The sequence below is a fragment of the Burkholderia sp. MSMB1589WGS genome, from assembly GCF_001636105.1.
GTDB lineage: Bacteria > Pseudomonadota > Gammaproteobacteria > Burkholderiales > Burkholderiaceae > Burkholderia > Burkholderia humptydooensis.
In genome coordinates this window covers 564,589-590,795 of sequence record NZ_LNJT01000008.1, presented here as the reverse complement: position 1 = coordinate 590,795, position 26,207 = coordinate 564,589, and the positions used below count along the sequence as shown (strand labels likewise).

The window sequence follows — 26,207 nt, the reverse complement described above, 5'->3', positions numbered from 1 at the left end:
GAACGAGGCACGCGTCACGAGCATGAGGCAGAGCGCAACGCAAGCGGCAACGACCGCAACGCAAGCGGCAACGACCGCAACGACCGCGGCAGGCAGCCGCGCGGCGCGCCGGCTCGCGGCGGCCGCGCTCGCGTGGGCGCTCGCCGGCTGCGCGCCGTCGGGCTTCGAGCCGGCGCTCGCGCCGCGCGCGCCGGGCGACGACGCGCTCGCGCAAACGACGGGGGCGCCGCGCACGGCGCCTGGCCGAGCCCCGACTGGGTCAGGCAGCTCGGCGATCCGCAGCTCGATGCGCTGGTCGACGAAGCGCTGCGGCAGAACCCGACGCTGCAGGCCGCGCAGGCGCGCATCGGCGTCGCGCAGTCGCAACTGCAGCAGTTCGAATCGCTGACGGGACTCACCGCGAAGGCGGGCGCGTCGCTGTCCAAGGCGCACGTGCCGCGCTCGGGCGGCACCATCAATACGACGCTGAACGGCTTGCCGGTGTCGGTGCCGCTCGTCGGCGAATCGGTGGTGTCGTCGTCGTCGCTGTTCGTCGGGCTGAACTATCAGTTGGACCTGTGGGGCAGGAACGCGGCGGCCACGCGCGGGCTGCTGTCGATGCGCGACGCGGCGCGGGTCGAGGCGCAGCAGGCGCGGCTCGCGCTGTCGGTGGCGATCGTGACGCTGTACGGCGAGCTGGACCGCGCGTATGCGCTGCGCGAGCTGCTGCAGCTCAAGCGCCGCGCGAGCGAGCAGGTCGAGGCGGTGCTGCGCGAGCGCGCGGCGCGCGGGATCGACAACGGCTACGACGCGGACGACGCGGCGCTCAAGCGCAGCAAGCTGTTCGAGCAGATCGCGCTGACCGACGAGCAGATCCAGTTGCAGAAGCTGCAACTGGGGGTGCTGAGCGGGCGCGGGCCGGAACGGGGGCTGTCGCTCGCGCGGCCGAGGCTCGCGCCGCCCGCGGACGCGCCGCTGCCGCGGCGGCTGCCGGCGGAGCTGCTGGGCCGGCGGCCGGACATCGTCGCGGCGCGGCTGCGGGTGGAGGCGGCGTATGCGACGATCGACGGCACGCGCGCGGCGTTCTACCCGGACGTGAACCTGGCGGCGCTGGGCGGGCTGTTCGCGCTCGCGCCGGCGTCGCTGTTCAGGCACGACGCGCTGGGGGGCTCGATCGGGCCGGCGCTGTCGCTGCCGATCTTCGATCGCGGCCGGCTGAAGGCGAAGCTGGGGGGCGACGTGGCGAACGCGGAGGTGGCGCTGGCGCTGTACAACCAGACGGTGGATGCGGCGCTGGGCGAGGTGGCGCGGCAGTTGACGTCGCTGTCGACGGTCGATGCGCTGCTCGGGGAGCAGCAGCAGGCGGTGCGCGCGGCGCAGCGGATGGTGGCGCTGGCGGAGGACCGGCACCGGCGCGGGATGGGGATGCGCAAGGACGTCGACATGGCGAAGCTGACGCTGCTGGACGAGCGCACGCACGCGATCGAGCTGCAGGCGCGGCGGCGGGCGCTGCGGGTGGGGCTGATCGGTGCGCTGGGCGGGGGCTTCGACGCCCGGCAGGCGGACGGCGCGCCGCTGGCGCAGGCGGGCAAGCCGTTCGCGGCGGCGCCGCCGGCCGCGGCGAACGACACGCGACACGATTGATCGGGATCGCGCGGCGCGGCGGATGGCCGAACGGCGGCGGAATGACGATCGCCGCGGTGGAGGCTTCCGATGCATCGCTGTCCGCCGGGATCGATGCGCGAACGCATCGGGTACAAACGCATCGCAGGAGCCTGTGACGAAGCCATCGAGCGCGAAGACATCCACATCAACGCCACCATCATTGTGAATACGAGAGATTCGACCGACACCGCCGCCGGGCATCGAAGCGCATCGAGCCGGCCCGCGCAGCCCGGCGCCGCCGACATCACGCACGCGAAGACCTTGAACGACACCGCCACCGACACCCCGCGCGCGAAGGCGCCGACCGATCCGGCCGCCATCGGCGGCGCGCCCGCGAAGCCCGCGCCGGAGCCCGGGCCGCGGCCGCATCCCGAAACCGCGGCGTCGCTCGCCGCGCGCCGTGCGGCGCGGCGCGGCCGCCTCGCGCTGTTCTTCGGCGTGCTGGCGATCGCGGCGCTGGCCGCCGCGCTCTACTGGTGGCTCGTCGGGCGCTTCAGCGAAGAGACGGACGACGCCTACGTGGCCGGCAACGTCGTGCAGATCGCCGCGCAGATCCAGGGGACGGTGACCGACGTGCTGGTGGCGGACACGCAGCAGGTGAAGGCGGGGCAGGCGCTGGTGAAGCTCGACGACGCGGACGCGTCGGCGGCGTTCGCGCAGGCGCGGGCGCAGCTTGCGCAGGCGGTGCGGCAGGTTGCGAACACGCGGCTGTCGATGGGGACGTACGAGCAGACGGTGAAGGCGCGCGAGGCGGACCTGACGCTCGCGCAGCAGGCGTATCGGGCGCGGGTGGGGGCGTCGGTGGAGGTGGTGGCGCCGGAGGAGCTGGCGCGGGCGAAGTCCTCGCTCGCGAACGCGCAGGCGGCGCTGGCGGGGGCGCGGGCGCAACTGGAGGCGGCGCGCGCGCTGGGCAGCGAGCGGCCGGTCGGGCAGAACCCGGCGGTGCAGCAGGCGGGCGCGCAGTTCAAGCTCGCGTACCGGAACCTGAAGCGCACGACGATCGTGTCGCCGGTGGACGGGACGGTCGGCCAGCGGTCGGTGCAGATCGGGCAGCAGGTGGGGCCCGGTGCGCCGCTGATGTCGGTGGTGCAGTTGCGGCAGGTGTGGGTGGAGGCGAACTTCAAGGAAGGGCAGCTCCGGCACATGCGGGTGGGTCAGCCGGTGCGGCTCGAATCGGATCTGTACGGCTCGCGGGTGACGTACCGGGGCCGGGTGGAGGGGTTCTCGGCGGGCACGGGGAGCGCGTTCTCGATGCTGCCGTCGCAGAACGCGGCGGGGAACTGGATCAAGGTGGTGCAGCGCTTGCCGGTGGTGATCTCGCTGGATGCGTCGGAGCTGGCGGCGCATCCGCTGCGGGTGGGGCTGTCGATGCGGGCGACGGTAGAGACGAAGGTGCGCGGCGGGCATCTGCTCGACGGGGACGCGCCGCTGCCGGGGCTGCGCACGCGGGTGCACGAAGCGCATGCGGGCGAGGCGGAGGCGGCGGCCGAGGCGGTGATTCGGGAGAATGACGGCGGCCGGTGACGGGCGGCCGCCCGCCTCGTCACGGCGATTTACTCGCGCGCGTCATTCGCGTCGCGGGACAGGTGGCTCCACATCCACCGGCTCGCCCGCCGAGAACGAAGCGTATCGGCTTCGCTCGTCCTGCACATGATCGGCACGCGTGCTCGCAATGTCGTGCGCCAACCGCATCGACGCCGCAACCGTCAGCGATCCCTATGATTTCGAGCACGCTCGCCGCATGCCCGCGGCCGCGCCGAGATTCGTCACCACGACATCGCTGAACGTCGCATCGCCGCCTTCGGCGAACACGGCGACCCGGTCGTCTGCCGGCGACGGAAACACGAGATCGGTGATGACGGTGCGGCCGTCGCCGTCGAACACCTCGACGGAACCGCGATCGACGATCACGTCGAGCCGCAGCTTGCCGTTCACGAGCGGCAGCGCGACGATGTGTTGCTTGCTGAACGCGCTCGAGAAGTTCGTTTCGCCGGACGCCGAGCGATCGACGGTCAGCGTGCGCGCCGCCGTGTCATAGGCGATACGCGTACCGACGCGGCCGTCTGCCGAGCGCCGCACGATCAAGCCGGCGCGCCGCGCCGACCGCGGCTCGATCGTCAGCGCGATGCGCTGCACGGTGCCGCGTGCGCCGGCGTCGAGCTCGCGCGTCGCCGACGCGACCGCGAGCGAGCCGATACGCACGGCAGGCAGGCCGCGGGCGAAAGCGTCGAACGGCCGCGCGGGCACGACCGTCAACTGCGGCCGGCCATCGATCGTCTTCAGCGCGAGCTCGCGCGGCAACGCCATCGTGCCTTTCCACGGCGTCGTCGGAATGCGGTCCGCATAGTCCCAATTGCTCATCCATCCGATCGCGACCGGCCGGTCGCCCGGCGCGTTCGCGAACGTGCCGGCCGCGTAGTAATCGGCGCCGTGGTCGAGCCATTGATATTGCGCGGGATCGGCGTTCGCCGGCGCGGCGCGATCGGGCGTGAACGTCCTGCCGTCGAAGCCGCCGACGAAATACATCGCGCCCGAGCCGCCCGCGATCGACCACGGATTGACGTTGACGATCAACACCCATTTCGTGCGCGTCGCGTCGCCGTCGAGCGGCATCGGCAGCAGCTCGGGCATTTCCCACAGCGCGCCGCGATGCGGGACGTCGGGCAGCGTGAAGTCGCTCAGGAAATCCCAGTGAATCAGGTCACTCGACCGATACAGCTTGACGACGTGCGCGTCGGCGACGACCGTCGTCATCATCCAGTAGCCGCCCGGCGCGTACCACGTCACTTTCGGGTCGCGGAAATGCCGCGATTCGGGATCGAGCGTGAGGACCGGATTGCGTGCGTACGGCCGCCATGTCTTGCCGTGATCGACGCTGTACGCGAGCGACTGCGCCTGCGTGCCGGCTGCGTGGCCGGAGCCCGCCTTGTAGACGCTCGTGTAGAGCGCGACGAGCGGCGGCGCATCCGCGGTGCCGAGGCCCGACGTGTTGCGCGCATCGACGACGATCGAGCCGGAGAAAATCTCCTCGCGCGCGTTCGCCGGCATCGCGACCGGCTGCTCGTCCCAATGCACGAGATCGCGGCTCGTCGCGTGCCCCCACGACATGTCGCCCCAGAAGTTGCCGTGCGGATTGTATTGATAGAACAGGTGATAGATGCCGTCGTCGTAGACGAGGCCGTTCGGGTCGTTCATCCAGTTGCGCTGCGGCGCGTAGTGCAGCGCGGGGCGCCATTGCGGCGTGCCGTCGGCGGACGGTGCGGATGTCGCGGACGGCGGCGTGCATGGCGCCCCCGCAGCATGCGCGACGAAGCCGAAGCACGCGGCGAGCGCGACGAAGCCGGAGAAGAGGGAAGAAAAACGTGATCGGGGGATGGACATCGGATGAATCCTTCTTTGCTGCGGGGCCGGCGCGTGCGGCGCGATGCGCGAGGACGGCCGGACACGGCGCGCATGGCGCGCGGGATGTCCGATCGTCCTCGCGCCGGAAGGCGGGCGCGGCGTCCGCCTTCCGGCATCGTTGCTTCAGTTAGTTGTGGCCTGCGCCCAAGGCTGGCTGGTTCGAGGAAATGTCGCCGTAGCCGCCGAGGCCGCCCACGCCGTACGTGCGGTCGACCGCCGTCGATTCGCCGTTGATGTTGACCTTCACCGTCGGGGCGAGCGTGCCGCCGCGCCGCGCGCCGATCGCGTCGATGAACGACTCGACGAGGCCGCCCGGCATCACGTAGTGCGAGTACGACTGGAACTCGCGCGGGTTCTGATTCGGGTCTTGCGCATACGGCGCGCCGGCGGGCGCGGAGAAGTCGGTCGGGTTGCCGAGCACGAGGCCGCTGCCGCCGTTCAGCGGCAGGAAGTCGCTGCGGATGCCCTTGCCGACGAAGCCGTACACGCCGTCCGGGCCGTCGACGCCCGCCGCCATCGTCGTGCGGTGGCTGATCGTGAACAGGTAGTACTTGCCGTCCTTCATGTAGATCTGCGGACGCTCGGTCTGATCGTCGACGCAGTTCGCCGACAGCAGCGGCGGCAGGAACTTCCACTCGGTCAACTGCGGATTCGTCGCGACCGCGAGGCCGACGTTGGCCTTTTGATACACTGCGCCCGCATTCATCACCGCGTTGAGGTCTTCCTTGTACGGATCGTTCGGCGCGTAGCCGAGATCGGCTTCGGTGCAGGTGCGCGCGCCGCGCGGGCCGCCCGTGTTGCCCTCGAAGACCATGTAGGTCTTGCCCGGGTGCGCGGGGTCGGTGAACACGAACGGATCGCGGAACGAGAAGTAGGTGTTCTGCTGACCGGTCTGGTAATAGTTGCCGTCAGGCTGCAGCAGCGCCTTGTGATCGTCGAAGCCGCTGAACCAGACGTGCTTGTCGTCGGCGTGGATGTGGCCGTCGGCGCGCGTGATGATCGCCATCGGCGGCGTGATGTCGGCGCCGCCGGGCGCCGAGCGGTTGAACGACGTCGCGGTGTAGTAGAGGCTGACGTTGTCGCCGTGCGTGAGGCGCGCCGAGCCCGACCATTCGGCGTTGTTGGTCATCGGCGCGGTGCCGAACACCTTGACGCTCGCGCCGTCCGGGAACAGGTGGCCGCCCCAGGTCCAGCCGCCGTTCGCGGGCCGCTGCGACGCGGGGATGCCCGCGCGGCGATAGAAGAAGCCGATCCGCGCATGAACGTGGCGGTCGTCGAACGTGTAGCCCGCGTGCGGGTCGGCGGTGAGCGAGAAGATCACTTCCCAGCCCTTGTAGCTGAGCTGGTTCGCGCGCAGGTCGGCGAGGGGCCAAGTATCCCAGACCCACACGTCCGAATTGATCAGCGGGAAATCCTGCGGGATGTTCGGCATCGTCAGCGCCTGCGGCAGCGAGTTCTTGTCTGCGCCTGCGGTGTGCGACTGGGCGACGATCTGACGGATGTCGGCGCGCGTCCAGCGCATCGTGAAGTTGCTTTCAGGGTCGTAAGCCTGCTGCGTGTGCGGCGTGGGCATGGGGGCGCCGGCGGTCTGCGCATGCGAAGCGGACGCGAAGGCGGCAAGTGCGCCGCCAGCGAGCAGCAAACGTTTGGCAGCAGTCGTGCGGCAAGAAAGAAAATATGTCATCTCGGCGTTGTTTCAGTTGACGGTGAAAGGGAACGTCTAAGGGTGGTATCGATATCCAAACCGGTTTGGATACTATTTCAAACCGGTTTGGAAGGCAAAAGATATTTATTTGACGGTAATGCTTACCAGATGGAAATAATTGCTCGAACGGGTTCGGCCGGGCAGGACATCGAATACGGGGAACGACGGTGAAGGTGAATCTGAAGGCGCTTTCGGACGCGCTCGGGCTGTCGCGCACGACGGTGAGCCGGGCGTTGAACGGCTACGACGACGTGAGCGCGGCCACCCGCGAACGCGTGATGCAGGCGGCGCGCGAGCTCGGCTACGTCGCCGACCCGACCGCGCGCCGGCTCGCGACCGGGCGTGCGGACGCGGTCGGCATCGTCTATCCGTTCGGCGCGGGCGACCTCGGCGATCCGCGCTTCGCCGAGGTCGTCGCGGGCATCACGGAGCGCCTGGGCGAGAGCGGCCGCGATTTCTTCATCGTGTCCGCGCGGCCGGACGCGGAGCTTGAGACGTACCGGCGGCTCGTCGACGGCCGGCTCGTCGACGGGCTGATCGTCGCGCGCACGCTCGTCGACGATCCGCGCATCCGCTTTCTTCAGGAGCGCGAATTTCCGTTCGTCGCCTATGGCCGGACCGCGAGCGCGAAGCCGTACACGTGGTTCGACTTCGACAACGAGGCGGGCGCGCATGCGGCCGCGCAGCGGCTGATCGCGTTCGGGCACCGGCGCATTGCGCTCGTCTGCGCGCCGCAGACGATGAATTTCGCCGCGCAGCGGCGCGCGGGCTTCGAGCGCGCGCTGCGCGACGCGGGGATCGAGCCCGATGCCGCGCTGATCCGCGAATGCGCGTTCACGCGCGACGGCGGCTACGGCGCGGCGCAGGCGCTGCTCGCGCTTCCCGATGCGCCGACCGCGCTCGTCATCGACAACAACATCGCCGGCGCGGGCGCGTTCAGGGCGATCGTCGCGAGCGGCAGGCGTTTCGTCGACGACGTGTCGTTGATCGTCTACGACGGCGTATCGCCCGACATCTCGTTTCCGTACAAGGCGAGCGCGGTGCTGCAGCCGACCGGGCACGTGTCCGGCCGCGCGATCGCCGAGCTGATGCTCGGCGTCATCGCGCATCCGGCCGACGTCGCGCATCGGCTCGCGTTGCCCGTCGTCGAGGCCGGCGACACGGACGGCCCGCGCGGCGGCTGACGCGCATTTCCTCCCTCTCGCACAGGTTGCGCGTCGCGACGCCCCGCGCGTCGCGCGGATCGCCGTCGCTGCCGCCATCGCCGGTGCCGCTTCGGCGCCGCCGTTTCCATCGCATGTCGGCCGCGGCCAAGCGGATGTCGGTTTTTGGACGCTCGGCCCCCCGGCTCGCGGACTAACCTCGAAAGGCCCGCTGCAAGTCCGGCCGACGCGCGAACGCGCGGGCCGGGCGACGCGCGGCGCACCGCCAACGAGACATGGAGACGAAGCGATGAGCAGCAACCGAGGTGTCGTGTATCAGGGGCCGGGCAAGGTCGAGGTGCAGAAGATCGACTATCCGAAGATGGTCGACCCGAGCGGCCGCGCGATCGGCCACGGCGTGATCCTGAAGGTCGTCAGCACGAATATCTGCGGCTCCGATCAGCACATGGTGCGCGGCCGCACGACGGCGCCCGTCGGTCTCGTGCTCGGTCACGAGATCACGGGCGAAGTGGTCGAGGTCGGTCGCGATGTCGAGACGCTGAGGATCGGCGATCTCGTGTCGGTGCCGTTCAACGTCGCGTGCGGCCGCTGCGCGATGTGCAAGGAGCAGCACACGGGCGTGTGCCTGAACGTGAATCCGTCGCGCGCGGGCGGCGCTTACGGCTACGTCGACATGGGCGGCTGGATCGGCGGGCAAGCCGAGTACGTGCTCGTTCCGTATGCCGACTTCAACCTGCTGAAATTCCCCGATCGCGATCGGGCAATGGCGAAGATCCGCGATCTCACGTGCCTGTCGGACATCTTGCCGACCGGCTATCACGGCGCGGTCACGGCCGGCGTGAAGCCCGGCTCGACCGTCTACGTCGCGGGCGCGGGCCCGGTCGGGATGGCGGCCGCCGCGTCGGCGCGCCTGCTCGGCGCCGCGTGCACGATCGTCGGCGACATGAACGCCGAGCGTCTCGCGCACGCGAAGGCGATGGGCTTCGAGGTCGTCGATCTGTCGAAGGACGCGACGCTCGGCGAGCAGATCGAGCAGATTCTCGGCAAGCCGGAGATCGATTGCGCGGTCGACTGCGTCGGCTTCGAGGCGCACGGCCACGGCTCGTCCGGCCATGCGGAGGAAGCGCCCGCGACGGTGCTGAACTCGCTGATGGAGATCACGCGGCCCGCGGGCGCGATCGGCATTCCGGGCCTGTACGTGACCGACGATCCGGGCGCCGTCGACGTCGCCGCGAAGCACGGCAGCCTGAGCATCCGCTTCGGCCTCGGCTGGGCGAAGTCGCACTCGTTCCATACCGGCCAGACGCCCGTACTCAAGTACAGCCGCAACCTGATGCAGGCGATCCTGTTCGACCGGCTGCCGATCGCGGAGATCGTCAACGTGACGGTGATTTCGCTCGACGACGCGCCGGAGGGCTACAAGAAGTTCGACGGCGGCGCGCCGCGCAAATTCGTCATCGATCCGCACGGGATGCTGAAGGCGGCCTGACGCGCGGGCGCGGCGCGGCGATCGTGTTCAAGCGTGCAGCATCATCGACGGCACGCTCGCGCCGCCCGGCATCGACGGCTGCGCGAGCGGCGCGACCTGCTTGCGGCGCTCGCGCGTCGGCGCGGTGCCGAATGCGTCGCGGTAGCTCTTGCTGAAGTGGCACGCGGACTGGAAGCCGCACGCCATCGTGATGTGCATGATCGACATGTCGGTCTGCAGCAGCAGCTCGCGCGCGCGGCGCAGGCGCAGCGTCAGGTAGTAATGCGTCGGCGTCATCCCGAGATGCTCGCGAAAGAGGCGCTGCAACTGCCGCTGCGACATGTTCGCGAGCCGCGCAAGCTCTTCGCGCGACAGCGGCTCCTCGATGTTGTTCTCCATCAGCGCGATCACTTCGAACAGCGACTTGTTCGCGGAGCCGAGCCGCGCGACGAGCGGCATCCGCTGCTGCGCGCTCGTGTCGCGCACGTGCTCGACGATGAACTGCTCGGCGATCTGCGTGACGCGCGCGGTGCCGATGCGCGACGCGATCAGGTTCAGCATCATGTCGAGCGGCGCGACGCCGCCCGTGCAGGTCACGCGATCGCGGTCGATCACGAACAGTTCCTTGAGAAAGCGCGTATCGGGAAATTCTTCCTTCAGCGCCGACAGATTTTCCCAATGGATCGCGCACGCGTAGCCGGCGAGGAGCCCCGCCTTCGCGAGCGCATAGGTGCCGGTGCAGAGGCTGCCGAGCGCGACGCCCGCGCGCGCGAAGCGGCGCAGCGCCGTGAGATGCCCGGCTTGCGTCGCGCGCTGCACGTCCACGCCGCCGCAGACGAACACGATGTCGGGCTGCCCGGCGCATTCCGCCGGGCCGGTGTCGACCGCGAGCCCGTTGCTCGCCGTGATCATGCCGCCTTCGGGGCTGATGATCGACCAGCGGTATAGCGGCTGCCCGCTCAGGTAGTTTGCCATCCTGAGCACTTCGATCGCGTTCGTGAACGCGATCATCGTGAAGTTGGGCAGCGGCATGAACGCGAAATGAGACAGCGACGCGGTGCGGTCGGGCGACATGGGGAAGCGTTCCTTGGATCTGATCTTGATGCGGCCGGGGCGCTCGGCTCGCGTATTGTGAAATCGAGCGCAACAAGCGTGCCATACGGCTAAACCCTAGATCCCGTCGGCGGCCTGTCGGCGGCCTTTCGCTGCGCCGCACCGTAACCGTGAGCGGCTGCGCGGCGCGAGTGCAGCGGCGGCACCGAGCCAGTGCCGGACGGCCGTCAGACGCCCGGCACGGCCGCCGCGAAAAACGCACGACCGGTCACTTGTTCAAAAGTGACGGACATGTCGGAAAAGGGAAAGAAAGCGTCTGAATTCATCAATCGGCTGAAAATCCGAACGACAAGAATAGAGCCGTCGGCAGCCGCTGCGGCGGAACGCCCAAACGCCGTGCGAAGGGCCTTCGGGCCTGCCACCGGCGCTCCCTCAAAATTCAGTGACGAGACGCCTTATGTCGAACGCCAACCCCTTCTTCTCGCAATCGCTCGCCGAGCGCGACGCGTCCGTGCGCGGCGCGATCCTCAAGGAACTCGAACGCCAGCAGTCGCAGGTCGAGCTGATCGCGTCGGAGAACATCGTGTCGCGCGCGGTGCTCGACGCGCAGGGCTCGGTGCTGACGAACAAGTATGCGGAAGGCTATCCGGGCAAGCGCTATTACGGCGGCTGCGAATTCGCCGACGAAGTGGAGGCGCTCGCGATCGATCGCGTGAAGCAGATCTTCAGCGCCGGCTACGCGAACGTGCAGCCGCATTCCGGCGCGCAGGCGAACGGCTCGGTGATGCTCGCGCTCGCGAAGCCGGGCGACACGGTGCTCGGGATGTCGCTCGACGCGGGCGGGCACCTCACGCACGGCGCGAAGCCGGCGCTGTCCGGCAAGTGGTTCAACGCGCTCCAGTACGGCGTGAGCCGCGACACGATGCTGATCGATTACGACCAGGTCGAGGAACTCGCGCAGCGGCACAAGCCGAGCCTCATCATCGCAGGCTTCTCCGCGTATCCGCGCAAGCTCGATTTCGCACGCTTTCGCGCGATCGCCGATTCGGTCGGCGCGAAGCTGATGGTCGACATGGCGCACATCGCCGGCGTGATCGCCGCGGGCCGCCATGCGAACCCGGTCGAGCACGCGCACGTCGTCACGTCGACCACGCACAAGACGCTGCGCGGCCCGCGCGGCGGCTTTGTGCTGACGAACGACGAGGAGATCGCGAAGAAGATCAACTCGGCGGTGTTCCCCGGCCTGCAGGGCGGCCCGCTGATGCACGTGATCGCCGGCAAGGCGGTTGCGTTCGGCGAGGCGCTGCACGCGGACTTCAGGACCTACATCGACCACGTGCTCGCGAACGCGCAGGCGCTCGGCGACGTGCTGAAGGCGGGCGGCGTCGACCTCGTGACGGGCGGCACCGACAACCATCTGCTGCTCGTCGATCTGCGGCCGAAGGGCCTGAAGGGCGCGCAGGTCGAGCAGGCGCTCGAGCGCGCGGGCATCACGTGCAACAAGAACGGCATCCCGTTCGATACCGAGAAGCCGACGATCACGTCGGGCATTCGCCTCGGCACGCCGGCGGGCACGACGCGCGGCTTCGGCGTCGCGGAGTTCCGCGAGGTCGGCCGCCTGATTCTCGACGTGTTCGACGCGCTGCGCGCGAACCCGGAAGGCGATCACGCGACCGAACAGCGCGTGCGCCGCGAGATCTTCGCGCTCTGCGAGCGCTTCCCGATCTACTGACCCACGCGCCGACAAGACTGGAGAATCCATGAGCACGCTGCACCAGGACAGCATCGTCATCGATGGCCTGAACATTTCGAAGTTCGAACGCTCGGTGTTCGAAGACATGCGCAAGGGCGGCGTGACGGCCGCGAACTGCACGGTATCCGTGTGGGAGAACTTCACGAAGACGGTCGACAACATCGCGCTGATGAAAAAGCAGATTCGCGACAACGGCGAACTGCTGACGCTCGTGCGCACGACGGGCGACATCCTCCGCGCGAAGAAGGACGGCAAGACGGGCGTGATCCTCGGCTTCCAGAACGCGCACGCGTTCGAGGACAACCTGGGCTACGTCGAGGCGTTCGCCGACATGGGCGTGCGCGTCGTGCAGCTTTGCTACAACACGCAGAACCTCGTCGGCACCGGCTGCTACGAGCGCGACGGCGGGCTGTCGGATTTCGGCCGGGAGGTGATCACGGAGATGAACCGCGTCGGGATCATGGTCGATCTGTCGCACGTCGGCGGCAATACGTCGTCGGAGGCGATCGCGTTCTCGAAGAAGCCCGTCTGCTATTCGCACTGCCTGCCGTCGGGACTGAAGGAGCATCCGCGCAACAAGAGCGACGCGCAGTTGAAGGAGATCGCCGATGCGGGCGGCTTCGTCGGCGTGACGATGTTCGCGCCGTTCCTGAAGCGCGGGATCGACGCGACGATCGACGACTACATCGAGGCGATCGGCTATGTCGTGAACCTGATCGGCGAGGACGCGGTCGGCATCGGCACCGATTTCACGCAGGGCTACAGCGTCGACTTCTTCGACTGGCTCACGCACGACAAGGGCCGCTACCGCCGGCTCACGAATTTCGGCAAGGTCGTGAATCCGGAAGGCATCCGAACGATCGGCGAGTTCCCGAACCTGACGGCCGCGATGGCGCGCGCCGGATGGAAGGAATCGCGCATCCGCAAGATCATGGGTGAGAACTGGGTGCGCGTGTTCAAGGAGGTCTGGGGCGCGTAGACGTCCGCATGCCACGCCCGCGCCGTTCGTTTTCAACCCGTTTTTCAGCCCGCTTTCAACCGATCCGATTCAGGACGCGCCCGCTCGACGAGCGTCGGCGCGCGGACGATGCCGCGCGTGCGCCAGGGCGCCGCGCGTTTTACCCCCACGGAGTCACACGATGCAACCGCAACTGCCGATCGACGTCGATCCGAACACCGGCGTCTGGACCACCGACGCGCTGCCGATGCTGTACGTGCCGCGCCACTTCTTCACGAACAACCATACGGCAGTGGAAGAGGCGCTCGGCCGCGACGCCTACGCGGACATCCTTTATCAGGCCGGCTACAAGTCGGCGTACCACTGGTGCGACAAGGAGGCGAAGCAGCACGGGATCGCCGGGATGGCGGTGTTCGAGCACTACCTGAAGCGCCTGTCGCAGCGCGGCTGGGGGCTGTTCTCGATCGTCGACGCCGATCCGGCCGCCGCGCGCGCGAGGATCGAGCTGCGCCATTCGTCGTTCGTGCTCGCGCAGCCGGGCAAGGCTGGCAAGCTCTGCTACATGTTCGCGGGCTGGTTCGCGGGCGCGATGGACTGGGTCAACGACACGACGCCGGAAGGCCGCGGCGCGCCGCGCGCGCGGTCGACGGAAGTGCAGTGCGCGGCCGAGGGCCACGACCATTGCGTCTTCGAAGTGTCGCCGATCGCCCGCTGATTCGCCGACACGGAACCCCACCCGCAACACGAGACATTCGAACGCCAGAGGTCGCCTGCGATGCGCTATCCCAATCTGTTCAAACCCTTGACGCTGAACCAGCTCACGCTGCGCAACCGGATCGTCAGCACCGCGCATGCGGAGGTGTACGCGGAGCCGGGCGGCCTGCCGGGCGACCGCTACATCCGCTATTACGAAGAGAAGGCGAAGGGCGGCGTCGGCCTCGCGGTGTGCGGCGGCTCGAGCCCCGTGTCGATCGACAGCCCGCAGGGCTGGTGGAAATCGGTGAACCTGTCGATCGACAGGATCGTCGATCCGCTCGCGCGGCTCGCCGAGGCGATGCATCGGCACGGCGCGAAGATCATGATCCAGGCGACCCACATGGGCCGCCGCTCGGCGTTCCACGGCGAGCACTGGCCGCACCTGATGTCGCCATCGGGCGTGCGCGAGCCGGTGCACCGCGGCAACGCGAAGATCATCGAGGTCGAGGAAATCCGCCGGATCATCGGCGATTTCGCGGCGGCCGCGAAGCGCGTGAAGGATGCGGGGATGGACGGCATCGAGATCTCGGCCGCGCACCAGCATCTGATCGACCAGTTCTGGAGCCCGCGCACGAACTTTCGCGCCGACGAATGGGGCGGCAGCCTCGAGAACCGGCTGCGCTTCGGCGTCGAAGTGCTGAAGGCGGTGCGCGAGGCGGTCGGCCGCGATTTCTGCGTCGGCCTGCGGATGTGCGGCGACGAATTCCACGAGGACGGCCTCGATCACGAGCAACTGAAAGAGATCGCGCAGGCGATGGCCGAGACGGGCTTGATCGATTACCTCGGCGTGATCGGCTCGGGCGCGGACACGCACAACACGCTCGCGAACTGCATGCCGCCGATGGCGCTGCCGCCCGAGCCGTTCGTGCATCTCGCGGCGGGCATCAAGTCGGTCGTGAAGATTCCGGTGATGCACGCGCAGAGCATCCGTGACGCGGGCCAGGCCGAGCGCCTGCTCGCGAGCGGGATGGTCGACCTCGTCGGCATGACGCGCGCGCAGATCGCCGATCCGCACATGGTGATCAAGATCCGCGACGGCCGCGAGGACGAGATCAAGCAGTGCGTCGGCGCGAACTACTGCATCGACCGCCAGTACAACGGCCTCGACGTGCTGTGCGTGCAGAACGCGGCGACGTCGCGCGAGGCGACGATGCCGCACGTGATCGGGAAGTCGCGCGGGCCGAAGCACAAGGTCGTCGTGGTCGGCGCGGGGCCCGCGGGGCTGGAGGCCGCGCGCGTCGCGCGTTCGCGCGGCCACGACGTCGTGCTGTTCGAGAAGAACCACGAAGTCGGCGGGCAGATCATGCTCGCGGCGAAAGCGCCGCAGCGCGAGCAGATGGCGGGCATCGTGCGCTGGTTCGACATGGAGACGAAGCGGCTCGGCGTCGACCGGCGGCTCGGTGTCGAGGCGGACGAGAAGACGATCCTGGCCGAGCGGCCGGACATCATCGTGCTCGCCACGGGCGGGCGCAGCTTCACCGATCAGGTGCCGGGCTGGGGCGTCGCCGACGCGCTCGCGGTCAGCTCGTGGGACATCCTGTCGGGCCGCGTCGAGCCGGGGAAGAACGTGCTCGTCTACGACGGCGTCAGCACGCATGCGGGCGCGGGCGTCGCGGACTTCATCGCGAGCCGCGGCTCGAACGTCGAGATCGTCACGCCGGACGTGAAGGTGGCCGACGACTGCGGCGGCACGACGTTCCCGATCTTCTATCGCCGGCTTTACGCGCAGGGCGTGATCCACACGCCGAACCACTGGCTCGATCGCGTCTATGAAGAGGACGGCAAGAAGATCGCGGTGCTGCGCAACGAATACACGGAGGAGCAGGAGGAGCGCGCGGTCGATCAGGTCGTGATCGAGAACGGCATCACGCCGAACGACTCGCTGTACTGGAAGCTGAAGCCCGAATCGGTCAATCGCGGCCAGATCGACGTGCACAAGCTGTTCGCCGCCGAGCCGCAGCCGTGCCTTTCCGAGGCGCTCGGCAACGGCCGCTTCCTGTTGTTTCGCGTCGGCGACTGCATCTCGATGCACAACATCCACGGCGCGATCTACGACGCGCTGCGTCTCGTGAAGGATTTCTGACGATGAATCCGGCCATCCTGATTACCGCGTTGCTGTGGCTGTCGGTCGCGGGCCTCGCGTTCGCGGTCGCGAAGCGTTCGTCGTACTGGCGGCTCGGCCGCGCCACCGCGCCCGGCGCGTTCGGGCTCACGAATCTGTTTGCGATTCCGAAGCGTTACTTCGTCGATCTGCACCACGTCGTCGCGCGCGATCCGTATATCGCGAAGACGCACGTCGCGACGGCGGGCGGCGCGCTCGCCGCGCTCGCGCTCGTGTTCGTCAACTACGGGCTCGCGATCTATTCGCCGTGGCTCGACAAGCTGATCTTGCTCGCGGCGCTCACGATGTTCGCCGGCGCGGTGTTCGTCTGGCGTCGCCGTCATGCGAGGGACGTGCCCGCGCGGCTGTCGCGCGGGCCGTGGAATACGCTGCCGTGGCTGCTCGGCGCGTTCGCGCTCGGCCTCGTGCTGTTCATGCTCGTGCCGGCGGCCGCGATGTCGGGCGCGTTCGCGGCGTTCTGTGCGGCGCTGATCGGCGCCGGCGCGTTCGCGATGACGGTCGGCGCGGCGAAGGGCGGGCCGATGAAGCACGCGATCGCGGGCTTGCTGCATCTCGCGTTCCATCCGCGCCAGGAGCGCTTCGCGACGACGCGCGACGCATACACCGGCAACGGCAACGGCGACGCGACGCCGCCGACCGCGCTGAAGCCGTCCGACGTCGAGCACGACGAGTACGGCGTCGCGAGGCCGGCCGAATTCCGCTGGAACCAGTTGCTGAGCTTCGACGCGTGCGTGCAGTGCGGCAAGTGCGAAGCCGCTTGCCCCGCGTTCGCGTCGGGCCAGCCGCTCAATCCGAAGAAGCTGATCCAGGATCTTGTCGTCGGGATGGCGGGCGGCACCGACGCCGCGTATGCCGGCAGCCCGACGCCCGGCATTGCCGTCGGCAAGCACGGCGGCGATCCGCAGCGGCCGATCGTGTCGTCGCTGATCGAGGCCGACACGCTGTGGTCGTGCACGACGTGCCGCGCGTGCGTGCAGGAGTGCCCGATGCTGATCGAGCACGTCGACGCGATCGTCGACATGCGCCGCAACCAGACGCTCGTGCACGGCGCGGTGCCCGGCAAGGGCGCGGAGGTGCTCGCGAACCTGCGCGAGACGGGCACGATGGGCGGCTACGACATGGCCGCGCGCTACGACTGGTCGGTCGACCTGAGCGCGCCCGTCGCGCAGCCGGGGCGTCCCGTCGACGTGCTGATCGTCGCCGGCGAAGGCGCGTTCGACATGCGCTACCAGCGCACGCTGCGCGCGCTCGTGAAGGTGCTGGATCATGCGGGCGTCGATTACGCGGTGCTCGGCCGAGCGGAAACGGACACGGGCGACGTCGCGCGCCGGCTCGGCGACGAGGCGACGTTCCAGCAGATGGGCAAGCGCCTGATCGGCACGCTCGGCGCGCTGTCGTTCAAGCAGATCGTGACGGCCGATCCGCACGTGATGCACAGCCTGCGCAACGAATACCGCGCGCTCGGCGGCCGCTACGAAGTCAAGCATCACACGACGTTCGTCGCCGAGTTGGTTGCGGCCGGGAAAATCAAGCCGCAGGCGGCCGACGCGCTGCGCGAGAAGCGCATCACCTATCACGACCCTTGCTATCTCGGCCGCTACAACGGCGAGACGGAAGCGCCGCGCAAGCTCCTGAAGACGCTCGGCATCCAGATCGTCGAGATGGAGCGCAACGGCATGCGCGGCCGCTGCTGCGGCGGCGGCGGCGGCGCGCCGCTCACCGACATCCCGGGCAAGCAGCGGATTCCCGACATCCGGATCGCCGACGCGCGCGCGGTGGGCGCGGACGTCGTCGCGGTCGGCTGCCCGAACTGCACCGCGATGCTCGAAGGCGTCGTCGGCCCGCGGCCCGACGTGCTCGACGTCGCCGAACTCGTCGCCGCTTCGCTGGAGTGAAACGATGACCACGCTCAAACGAATCGATCCGCGCCGGCCGTTCATCGTGACCGCGACGGGACTGAAACGCATCACGCTCGGCGAGACGGGCGGCGCGTCCGGCGGCGCCGCGCAATGGGCGCCGCGCGCGCACGGCGCGGCGGCCGCTAAGCCGGTGCGCGTCGTGCGGGAAGCTGCGCGCGTGTTTCTCGTCGCCGCGCACAGCGAGCGCGGCGCGCTCGACGACCATGCGCGCCAGACCCTCGCGGCCGCCGCGCTGCTCGCCGGCGCGCAGACCGAAGTCGCGCTCGTCGTGTTCGGAGAACTGAACGACGATGCGGGCGCGCTCGGCGCGGACACGCTGATCGTGCTGCGCGATTTCGACCGCCGCGCGTTCGCGCCCGAGCGCGAGCTCGACGCGCTGCGCGCGTGCGCGGCCGCGCTCTCGCCTCAGCACGTGTTCATCCCGGACAACGCGACGGGCGACGGCGATCTCGGCCGCCGTTACGCGGCGGCGGCGAACGCGAGCGTCGCGACGCACGTCGTCGAAATCGCGGCGGACCACGTCGGCGTGTACGTCGATGCGAAGCGCGGCTTCGCGACGCGCGCGCTGCCCGACGTCGTGCTGCTCGCGCCGAACGCGGTCGATCCGACGTTGCCGTTCGTCGGCGCGGCGCTCGAGCGCGCGCTCGACGCCTCCAGCGCCTTCGGCGCGCGCCCGAGCGCTTCGGGCGACTATCGCGACCTCGGCCTCGAGGAGATCGATGCCGCGCAGGTCGCGCTCGAGGAGGCGGACTTCATCGTGTCGGCCGGCAACGGCGTGACCGACGTCGCCGCGTTCGAGACGCTCGCGGCGGCGTTCGGCGCGGCGATCGGCGCGAGCCGCGTCGCGGTCGACAACGGTCACTTCACGCGCGACAAGCAGGTGGGCGCGACGGGCAAGACGGTCGACGCGAGCGTCTACATCGCGTTCGGGATCTCGGGCGCGGTCCAGCATCTGCAAGGGATCAGGGACTGCCGCCACGTGATCGCAGTGAATCTCGACGGCAGCGCGCCGATCGTCAAGCGCGCGAACCTGACGATCGTCGGCGACGCGCAGGCGACGATTGCGGCGCTGATCGAAGCGGTGAACGCGGCCCGCGCCGCGCAGCCGCGAGCGGGCGCCGTATCGAACGAGCGCGAGTACATGGGAGCCGCCGCATGAACGCGAATCGCAAGCTGACCAGCATCGCGGTGCTGGTGTCGGTCGGACGCCATCCGGTGTCGGGTGCGCCGCGCTACAGCCGCAACGATGCGGCCGCGCTCGAGATCGGCCGCGCATTGGCCGCCGAGCACCGCGCCCGGCTCGACGTGATCCACGCGGGCGACGCGCGCAATCCGGCGCTCGCCGACTACCTCGCGCTCGGCGCGGCGAGCGTCGACGTGCTCGAGTGCGCGGACGGCGACGACGCGGCCGCCGCGCTCGCCGAGCGCGTGCGCGACCACGATCTCGTGCTGACGGGCACGCGCGCCGAAGGCGCCTACGACACGGGCATGCTGCCGTACCGCGTCGCGGCGGCGCTCGGCTGGCGGTTCGCCGGCGCGGCGGTCGACGTGAGCGTCGACGCTGCACGCGCGACGCTGCGGCAATTCCTGCCGAAAGGCGTTCGCAGGCGTGTCGACGCCGCGCTGCCCGCCGTCGTCGCCGTGCATCCGCTCGCGAATGCGCAGCCGCGCTACGCGTATGCGCGGCTGCGCGCGGGCGACGTGCGCGCGACGCGCGTCGCCACCCGCGCGGCGGCGGACGCCGGGCAATGGGCGACGCGCGCGGCCGAGCGCAAGCCGGTGAAGCTCGCGGCGGCCGACAAGCGCTCCGGACACGCGCGGATGCTGTCCGCGACGACGACCGAAAGCCGCGGCGGAAACGTCGTAATTGAAGGGAGTTCGGTCGAAAAAGCACAAGTGATCCTTGCGTATTTGCGCGAGCATCAGCTCATCGACTACTGAACGAAGCCTGTCGGCAACAACACCATGGATGCAAGGAATCCGGAGCAAACGATGAAAGTATCGGCAGACATCCGCGCGCTGGTGGCGCGCCGCAAGGCAGGCTACAGCCTCGAAGCCCCGTTCTATCTGAGCGACGAGATCTTTGCGCTCGACATGGACGCGATCTTTCGGCAGCACTGGATCCAGGTGGGCGTCGAGCCGGACGTGCCCGAGCCGGGCGATTACGTGACGGTGCAGCTCGGCGCCGATTCGATCCTGATCGTGCGCGACGACGACATGCAGGTTCGCGCGTTCCACAACGTCTGCCGCCATCGCGGCGCGCGCCTGTGCAACGAGGAAAAGGGATCGGTCGGCAACATCGTGTGCCCGTATCACAGCTGGACCTACAACCTGACGGGCCAGTTGATGTTCGCCGAGCACATGGGCGAGAAGTTCGACCGCTGCAAGCACAGCCTGAAGCCCGTTCATCTGCAGAATCTCGCGGGGCTGCTGTTCGTGTGCCTCGCCGACGAGCCGCCCGCCGATTTCGCGACGATGCGCGCCGCGATGGAGCCGTACCTGCTGCCGCACGATCTGCCGAACACGAAGATCGCCGCGCAGATCGACATCATCGAGAAAGGCAACTGGAAACTGACGATGGAGAACAATCGCGAGTGCTATCACTGCGTCGCGAACCATCCGGAGCTGACCATTTCGTTGTACGAATACGGCTTCGGCTATCAGCCGTCGCCCGCGAATGCCGATGGGATGGCCGCGTTCGAGCGTACCTGCACCGAGCGCGCCGCGCAGTGGGAAGCGCTGAATCTGCCGTCCGTCGAAGTGGAGCGCCTGACCGACGTGACGGGCTTTCGCACGCAGCGGCTGCCGCTCGACCGCAGCGGCGAATCGCAAACGCTCGACGCGAAGATCGCGTCGAAGAAGCTGCTCGGCGAATTTCGCCGCGCGGATCTCGGCGGCCTGTCGTTCTGGACACAGCCGAATTCGTGGCACCACTTCATGAGCGACCACATCGTCACGTTCTCGGTGATTCCGCTGTCGGCGGACGAAACGCTCGTGCGCACGAAATGGCTCGTTCACAAGGACGCGAAGGAAGGCGTCGACTACGACGTGAAGAACCTGACGGCTGTCTGGAACGCGACGAACGACCAGGATCGCGCGCTCGTCGAATTCTCGCAGCGCGGCGCGGCGAGCAGCGCATACGAGCCGGGCCCGTATTCTCCGTACACCGAAGGGCTCGTCGAGAAGTTCTGCGAGTGGTACGTCGGCCGGCTGGCCGCGCATATCGGCGCATAGCACGAAGACGGAGCGCAACAATGATGCGAGATGCCGCGAATTTCGAGCCGGCCGACAGCCGCGTGACGCGTTCCGCATTCTGGCAGGCGCTGCCGGAACGCTGGACGAGCGACGTCGAGGAGACGCTCGTCTGCTGCCACGTGCGGCAGGAAACGCACGATGTGAAGAGCTTTTTCTTTCGCTCGCCGCAGGGGCGCGCGTTCTCGTTCGAGCCGGGGCAGTTCATCACGCTCGAGCTCGACATCGGCGGCGAGACGATCAACCGCTGCTACACGATCTCGTCGTCGCCCGCGCGTCCGCACACGATTTCGATCACGGTCAAGCGCGTGCCGGGCGGCAAGGTGTCGAACTGGCTGCACGACAACCTGCAGCCGGGCGCGCCGCTGCGCGTGCTCGGCCCCGCGGGAGAATTCACGTGCGCGCGGCATCCGGCGCGCAAATACCTGTTTCTGTCCGCGGGCTCGGGCGTTACGCCGCTGATGTCGATGAGCCGCGCGCATCACGACCTCGCCGAGGATCGCGACATCGTGTTCGTCCATAGCGCGCGCACGCCGGACGACATCATCTTCGCGCGCGAACTCGATCTGATCGCGTCGACGCACACGAACTTCCGCACCGCATTCGTGTGCGAGCGGCTCGGCGCGCGCACGAACTGGCACGGCGTGACGGGCTTCCTGTCGCTGCCGCTCCTTAAGCTGATCGCGCCGGATTTCCCCGAGCGCGAGATCTTCACGTGCGGACCCGCGCCGTACATGAAAGCGGTGCGCGACATGCTCGCCGAAGCGGGATTCGATCGCAGCCGCTATCACGAAGAGAGCTTCTCGTTCGAGACGCCCGCGCAAAGCGAGCCCCGGACCGAAGCGCCGGCGGACGACGCCGCGAGCGACGCGCAGGTGCGCCAGTACACGGTCGCGTTCGCGAAGAGCAATCGCGAGATCGCATGCGGCGCGGACCAGCACGTGCTCGATGCCGCGCGCCGCGCGGGCGTGCGCCTGCCGGCGTCGTGCACGCAGGGGATGTGCGGCACCTGCAAGGTGAAGCTCGTGTCCGGTCAGGTCGACATGAAGCATAACGGCGGCATTCGTCAGCGCGAAATCGATCAGGGGATGGTGCTGCTCTGCTGCAGCAAGCCGCTGTCCGATCTCGTCGTCGACAAGTGAGCGCGTCGCCGCTGCGCAAGAACGTGTCGTAAAAGAACGATACCGGGGAATTGTGGTTGAAGAACCTAGAGAGGCCCCTTGCTTTTCGACAACCTCAAGGAGATCGATCATGAAATTCCTCACGAAACTCATGGGCTGCGGCGCGCTGTCGATGATGCTCGCCGCCGCCGCGCCGGCGCAGGCCGATACGAAGCCGACGCTGAAGATCGGCTACGTCGAAGGCTGGGACGACAGCGTCGCCACGTCGAACGTCGCCGCGCGCATCATCGAGACGAAGCTCGGCTACCCGGTGCAACTCGTGCCGGTCGCGGCGGGCGTGATGTGGCAGGGCGTCGCGCGCGGCGATCTCGACGCGACGCTGTCCGCGTGGCTGCCCGTCACGCAGGGCGCGTACTGGGATCAGTTCAAGACGAAGGTCGTCGATCTCGGCACCAATTTTCCCGATGCGAAGATCGGCCTCATCGTGCCGATCTATGTGAAGGCGAAGACGATCGCCGATCTCGACGCGCAGAAGAGCGACTTCGCCGGGCGCATCGTCGGCATCGACGCCGGCGCGGGCGTGATGCGCAAGACTGACGACGCGATCAAGGCATACGGCCTGAACTATTCGCTGATGCCGAGCTCGGGCAGCGCGATGACCGCCGAGCTCGCGCGCTCGATCCATGCGAACAAGGCTGTCGTCGTCACGGGCTGGGCGCCGCACTGGATGTTCGCGAAATGGAAGCTGCGCTTCCTCGACGATCCGAAGAAGGTGTACGGCGAGGCCGAGCACGTCGACAACGTCGCGAATCCGGCGCTCGAAACGAAGGCGAAGCCCGTCGTCGCGTTCCTGAAGAAGTTCCAGTGGAAGCCGGGCGAGATCGACGGCGTGATGCTCGCGATCCAGAACGGATCGAAGCCCGCGGCGGCGGCCGATGCATGGATCGCCGCACATGGCGATCGCGTCGGCGAATGGCTTGGCTCCGGGCAGTGACGACAAGCCCGCTCAGGCCCGTGTGAGGGGCTTGAGCGTGAGAATAAAAATTCGAAGGTATCCGAAACAATTGGAGAAAACTGCGGGTTTTCTGGCGGGATTTTCGATATTTTTTCGACTCGCACAACGTAGTGTTGTTAGAATGTACCCTTGTGCGGAGTCTTCAACGGAGGATTTTGGATGAGTCAAGCAGGACTGCGCGCGCGCAGCACCAGCGAGATCGAGGCAACCATCTCACATGAAGAAAGGGGCCACACGTTGCACCGTGGCCTCAGTTGGAAGGACGCATTTTGGGTAACGAGCGGCGTGCCGGCAGGCGTGCTGTTCACGATCGGCGGCGTATGCGCGACGGTCGGCCAGCCCGCGTGGGCGGTGTGGATCGCCGCAATCACGATGGGTCTGATTCAAAGCGCGACTTATGCGGAAATTTCCGGGCTATTTCCCCATAAATCGGGCGGCGCATCGGTGTACGGTGCGATCGGCTGGGTGCGATACGGCAAGTTGATCGCGCCCGTCTCGGTGTGGTGCAACTGGCTCGCGTGGTCGCCGATGCTCGCGCTCGGCTGCGGTCTCGCGGCAAGCTACGCGCTCACCAGCCTGTTCCCGGCGGACGCAGCGATCCTGCACTGGCAATGGACGCTCGCCGATCTCGGCTTCATCAAGTCCGGCCTGACCCTGCGGGTCAACGCCACCTTCGTGATCGCGACGATCCTGTTGCTGATCACGTTCAAGCTGCAGCACAGCGGTGCATCGAAGGCCGCACGCACGCAGCGCATTCTCGGCATCGCGTCGCTGACGCCGCTTCTCATCGTCGGCATCGTGCCGTTCGTCACGGGCGACGTGCCGATGTCGAATCTCCTGCCGCTCCTGCCGCTCGGCCACGATGCGCAAGGCAATCTCACCGCCGCCACGTTCGGTAGCTGGAACGGGCAGGGCGTCGTGATGGCGCTCGGCGCGATGTTCATGGCGGGCTGGGCGTCGTACGGCTTCGAAACGGCCGTCTGCTACACGCGCGAATTCCGTGATCCGCGCCGCGACACTGCGAAGGCGATCTTCTGGTCGGGTGCCCTCTGCCTGATCGTGATGACGCTCGTGCCGATGGCGTTCCAGGGCGCGCTTGGCACCGCGGCGATGCTCGATCCGCGCATCGGCGACGGCACGGGCGTCGCGGCCGCGATGGCGAGGATCGTCGGCGGCGGCGCCTGGGTTGCGAACGCGGTCGTCGTGATGCTGATGCTGTCGATCCTCCTGATCGTGATGACGTCGATGATGGGCTCGTCGCGCACGCTCTATCAGGCGTCGGTCGACGGCTGGCTGCCGAAGTACCTGTCGCACGTGAACGAGCACGGTGCGCCGACGCGCGCGATGTGGACCGATCTCGGCTTCAATCTCGTGCTGCTGCTGATGTCGGACTACATGACGGTGCTGTCGATCTCGAACGTCTGCTACATGTTGTTCGTCTTCCTGAATTTGCAGTCGGGCTGGATTCATCGAATGGACCGCGGGCAATGGCAGCGGCCGTTTCGTTGCCCGACATGGCTCGTCGTGCTCGGCTCGATCTGCGGCTACGCGAACCTCGTCTATGTCGGCGCGGGCGCGGATCTGCAAGGCGCGGGCACGCTGCGCAACGGGCTCATCGCGATGCTGCTGATCGTGCCGGTGTTCGTCTATCGCCACTACTGGCAGGATCGCGGCCGTTTCCCCGCGCAGATGCAGCGCGACATGGAGCTCGTCGTGCCTGCGCGCAGCGCGTGGCTGAACGTCGCGCCGTATGCGGCGCTCGCGGCCGCCGCGCTGACGATCGCGGCTTCGTATTACTTCGCCTGGCTGCGATAGCAGGCGTGCGTCGGCGAGGATGCCCGGATGCGTCGCCGCATCCGGGCCGCAGCGAAACGTCGAGGCCGCCGCTTGCTGCGCGCCTGCTACTGGAACACGACGGTGCGATCGCCGTTCAGGAACACGCGCCGCTCGATGAACGCCTTCACCGCGCGCGCGAGCGTGATGCATTCGACGTCGCGCCCCACCGCGAGCAACTGCTCGGGCCGGTACGAGTGATCGACGCGCTCGACCACCTGCTCGATGATCGGCCCTTCGTCGAGATCGTCGGTGACGAAATGCGCGGTCGCCCCGATCAGCTTCACGCCGCGCGCGTGCGCCTGGTGGTAGGGCTTCGCGCCCTTGAACCCCGGCAGGAACGAATGGTGGATGTTGATCGCGCGATTCGCGAGCCTCGCGCTCGTTTCCTGCGACAGCACCTGCATGTAGCGCGCGAGGATCACGAGCTCGGCACCGCTCGTCTCGAACACGTCAAGCCACTGCGCTTCCTGCTGCGCCTTCGTGTCAGCGGTGATCGGGAAGTGCCGGAACGGCAGTCCGTGCTGCGCGGCGAGCGGCTCGAAATCCGGATGGTTCGACACGATCCCGACGATGTCCATCTTCAGCTCGCCCATCTTCCAGCGGAACAGCAGATCGGCGAGGCAATGCTCGAGCTTCGACACCATGATCAGCACCTTCGGCCGCGCGGCGACGTCGTGGATCGCCCACTGCATCCCGAAGCGTGCGGCGATCGGCTCGAACTCGCGTCGCAGCGCGTCCACGCGCAGCGAATCGGCGTCGTCCGTCGCATGGAACACGCAGCGCACGAAGAAGCGCGCACTGAGATCGTCGTCGAAGACGGTCAGCTCGTCGACGTAGCAGCGATGCCGGTCGAGCAGGCCGACGACGGCGGCGACCTGGCCCGCCGCGCTCGGACACGACAGCGTCAGCACGAACTGATGGGGACGTTGTGGAACGGACATGGATTTCCTCTGACTCGATGGCGCCCCGCGCACGGCGCGGATGCCGGACGTCCGAGGCGATGCACAAGTTAATCAAGCCAGATCGGATGCGGATAGAAC

20 protein-coding genes and 1 pseudogene are annotated in these 26,207 nt (G+C 68.2%); 16 read left to right on the top strand and 5 right to left on the bottom strand.

Annotated features, from left to right (window positions below):
- The first annotated feature begins 22 nt into the window (after positions 1–22).
- A pseudogene (locus tag WT16_RS20605) lies at positions 23–1,623 on the top strand (efflux transporter outer membrane subunit).
- A gap of 282 nt (positions 1,624–1,905) precedes the next feature.
- Positions 1,906–3,168, top strand: a complete 1,263-nt coding sequence (locus tag WT16_RS20600) for an HlyD family efflux transporter periplasmic adaptor subunit (RefSeq protein ID WP_063534919.1) — start codon at positions 1,906–1,908, stop codon at positions 3,166–3,168.
- A 192-nt stretch (positions 3,169–3,360) separates the two neighbouring features.
- On the opposite strand, the gene WT16_RS20595 is transcribed toward WT16_RS20600, so the two are convergent.
- Together WT16_RS20595 and WT16_RS20590 are read right to left on the bottom strand one after the other, a co-directional pair.
- Positions 3,361–5,034 (bottom strand): glycoside hydrolase family 32 protein, encoded by a 1,674-nt coding sequence (locus tag WT16_RS20595; protein WP_041862046.1) that lies wholly within the window; start codon positions 5,032–5,034, stop codon positions 3,361–3,363.
- Positions 5,035–5,173: 139 nt separating this feature from the next.
- Positions 5,174–6,730, bottom strand: a complete 1,557-nt coding sequence (locus WT16_RS20590) for a glycoside hydrolase family 68 protein (RefSeq protein WP_041862047.1) — start codon at positions 6,728–6,730, stop codon at positions 5,174–5,176.
- Between WT16_RS20590 and WT16_RS34510 the strand changes: the two genes are divergently transcribed.
- From WT16_RS34510 to fdhA, 3 genes are all read left to right on the top strand, one after another.
- Positions 6,641–6,922 carry a hypothetical protein gene (locus WT16_RS34510; protein WP_167359314.1) on the top strand — a complete coding sequence of 94 codons (282 nt, stop codon included), beginning with the start codon at positions 6,641–6,643 and terminating at the stop codon, positions 6,920–6,922. The two genes, WT16_RS20590 and WT16_RS34510, sit on opposite strands and share 90 nt — an antisense overlap.
- On the top strand, positions 6,919–7,935 hold the full coding sequence (locus tag WT16_RS20585) for a substrate-binding domain-containing protein (RefSeq protein WP_015602606.1): 1,017 nt from the start codon (positions 6,919–6,921) through the stop codon (positions 7,933–7,935). Before WT16_RS34510 ends, WT16_RS20585 begins: the two co-directional genes overlap by 4 nt.
- 268 nt (positions 7,936–8,203) lie before the next feature.
- The gene (gene fdhA, locus WT16_RS20580) at positions 8,204–9,403 is read left to right on the top strand and encodes a formaldehyde dehydrogenase, glutathione-independent (RefSeq protein ID WP_009914481.1); all 1,200 of its coding nucleotides are present in this window, start codon (positions 8,204–8,206) and stop codon (positions 9,401–9,403) included.
- Between the two features lie 27 nt (positions 9,404–9,430).
- Here fdhA and WT16_RS20575 read toward each other — a convergent pair whose 3' ends face one another.
- Together WT16_RS20575 and WT16_RS34505 are read right to left on the bottom strand one after the other, a co-directional pair.
- Positions 9,431–10,456 (bottom strand): GlxA family transcriptional regulator, encoded by a 1,026-nt coding sequence (locus WT16_RS20575; RefSeq protein WP_006027779.1) that lies wholly within the window; start codon positions 10,454–10,456, stop codon positions 9,431–9,433.
- 206 nt (positions 10,457–10,662) lie between these two features.
- The gene (locus WT16_RS34505; protein WP_167359319.1) at positions 10,663–10,857 is read right to left on the bottom strand and encodes a hypothetical protein; all 195 of its coding nucleotides are present in this window, start codon (positions 10,855–10,857) and stop codon (positions 10,663–10,665) included.
- 35 nt (positions 10,858–10,892) lie between these two features.
- Between WT16_RS34505 and WT16_RS20570 the strand changes: the two genes are divergently transcribed.
- The 11 genes from WT16_RS20570 (at position 10,893) to WT16_RS20520 (ending at position 25,146) form a co-directional block, all read left to right on the top strand.
- Complete coding sequence (locus WT16_RS20570; protein WP_015603909.1) at positions 10,893–12,167, top strand: serine hydroxymethyltransferase; 1,275 nt, start codon at positions 10,893–10,895, stop codon at positions 12,165–12,167.
- A 28-nt stretch (positions 12,168–12,195) separates the two neighbouring features.
- Positions 12,196–13,167, top strand: coding sequence for a dipeptidase (locus WT16_RS20565; protein WP_006027776.1), 972 nt, complete (start codon positions 12,196–12,198; stop codon positions 13,165–13,167).
- A gap of 160 nt (positions 13,168–13,327) precedes the next feature.
- The gene (locus tag WT16_RS20560) at positions 13,328–13,861 is read left to right on the top strand and encodes a DUF5943 domain-containing protein (RefSeq protein ID WP_006027775.1); all 534 of its coding nucleotides are present in this window, start codon (positions 13,328–13,330) and stop codon (positions 13,859–13,861) included.
- Between the two features lie 60 nt (positions 13,862–13,921).
- Positions 13,922–15,985 carry an NADH:flavin oxidoreductase gene (locus WT16_RS20555; RefSeq protein WP_063534085.1) on the top strand — a complete coding sequence of 688 codons (2,064 nt, stop codon included), beginning with the start codon at positions 13,922–13,924 and terminating at the stop codon, positions 15,983–15,985.
- Between the two features lie 2 nt (positions 15,986–15,987).
- Entirely contained in the window at positions 15,988–17,919 is a 1,932-nt protein-coding gene (locus WT16_RS20550) for a (Fe-S)-binding protein (RefSeq protein ID WP_063534084.1), read from the top strand.
- A gap of 4 nt (positions 17,920–17,923) precedes the next feature.
- Positions 17,924–19,102 (top strand): electron transfer flavoprotein subunit alpha/FixB family protein, encoded by a 1,179-nt coding sequence (locus WT16_RS20545; protein ID WP_063534083.1) that lies wholly within the window; start codon positions 17,924–17,926, stop codon positions 19,100–19,102.
- A complete protein-coding gene (locus WT16_RS20540; protein WP_006027771.1) occupies positions 19,099–19,884 on the top strand; it encodes a drug:proton antiporter in 786 nt (261 codons plus the stop codon). Before WT16_RS20545 ends, WT16_RS20540 begins: the two co-directional genes overlap by 4 nt.
- Positions 19,885–19,908: 24 nt before the next feature.
- Positions 19,909–21,177: an aromatic ring-hydroxylating dioxygenase subunit alpha gene (locus WT16_RS20535; RefSeq protein ID WP_006027770.1), complete on the top strand. Its 1,269-nt coding sequence runs from the start codon at positions 19,909–19,911 to the stop codon at positions 21,175–21,177.
- 20 nt (positions 21,178–21,197) lie between these two features.
- Positions 21,198–22,337: a 2Fe-2S iron-sulfur cluster-binding protein gene (locus tag WT16_RS20530; RefSeq protein ID WP_006027769.1), complete on the top strand. Its 1,140-nt coding sequence runs from the start codon at positions 21,198–21,200 to the stop codon at positions 22,335–22,337.
- Positions 22,338–22,446: 109 nt separating this feature from the next.
- Positions 22,447–23,310 carry a glycine betaine ABC transporter substrate-binding protein gene (locus WT16_RS20525; RefSeq protein ID WP_063534082.1) on the top strand — a complete coding sequence of 288 codons (864 nt, stop codon included), beginning with the start codon at positions 22,447–22,449 and terminating at the stop codon, positions 23,308–23,310.
- A gap of 180 nt (positions 23,311–23,490) precedes the next feature.
- The gene (locus tag WT16_RS20520; protein ID WP_059931593.1) at positions 23,491–25,146 is read left to right on the top strand and encodes an APC family permease; all 1,656 of its coding nucleotides are present in this window, start codon (positions 23,491–23,493) and stop codon (positions 25,144–25,146) included.
- Positions 25,147–25,232: 86 nt separating this feature from the next.
- Here WT16_RS20520 and purU read toward each other — a convergent pair whose 3' ends face one another.
- On the bottom strand, positions 25,233–26,108 hold the full coding sequence (gene purU, locus WT16_RS20515) for a formyltetrahydrofolate deformylase (protein WP_015603792.1): 876 nt from the start codon (positions 26,106–26,108) through the stop codon (positions 25,233–25,235).
- Positions 26,109–26,207 lie beyond the last annotated feature (99 nt).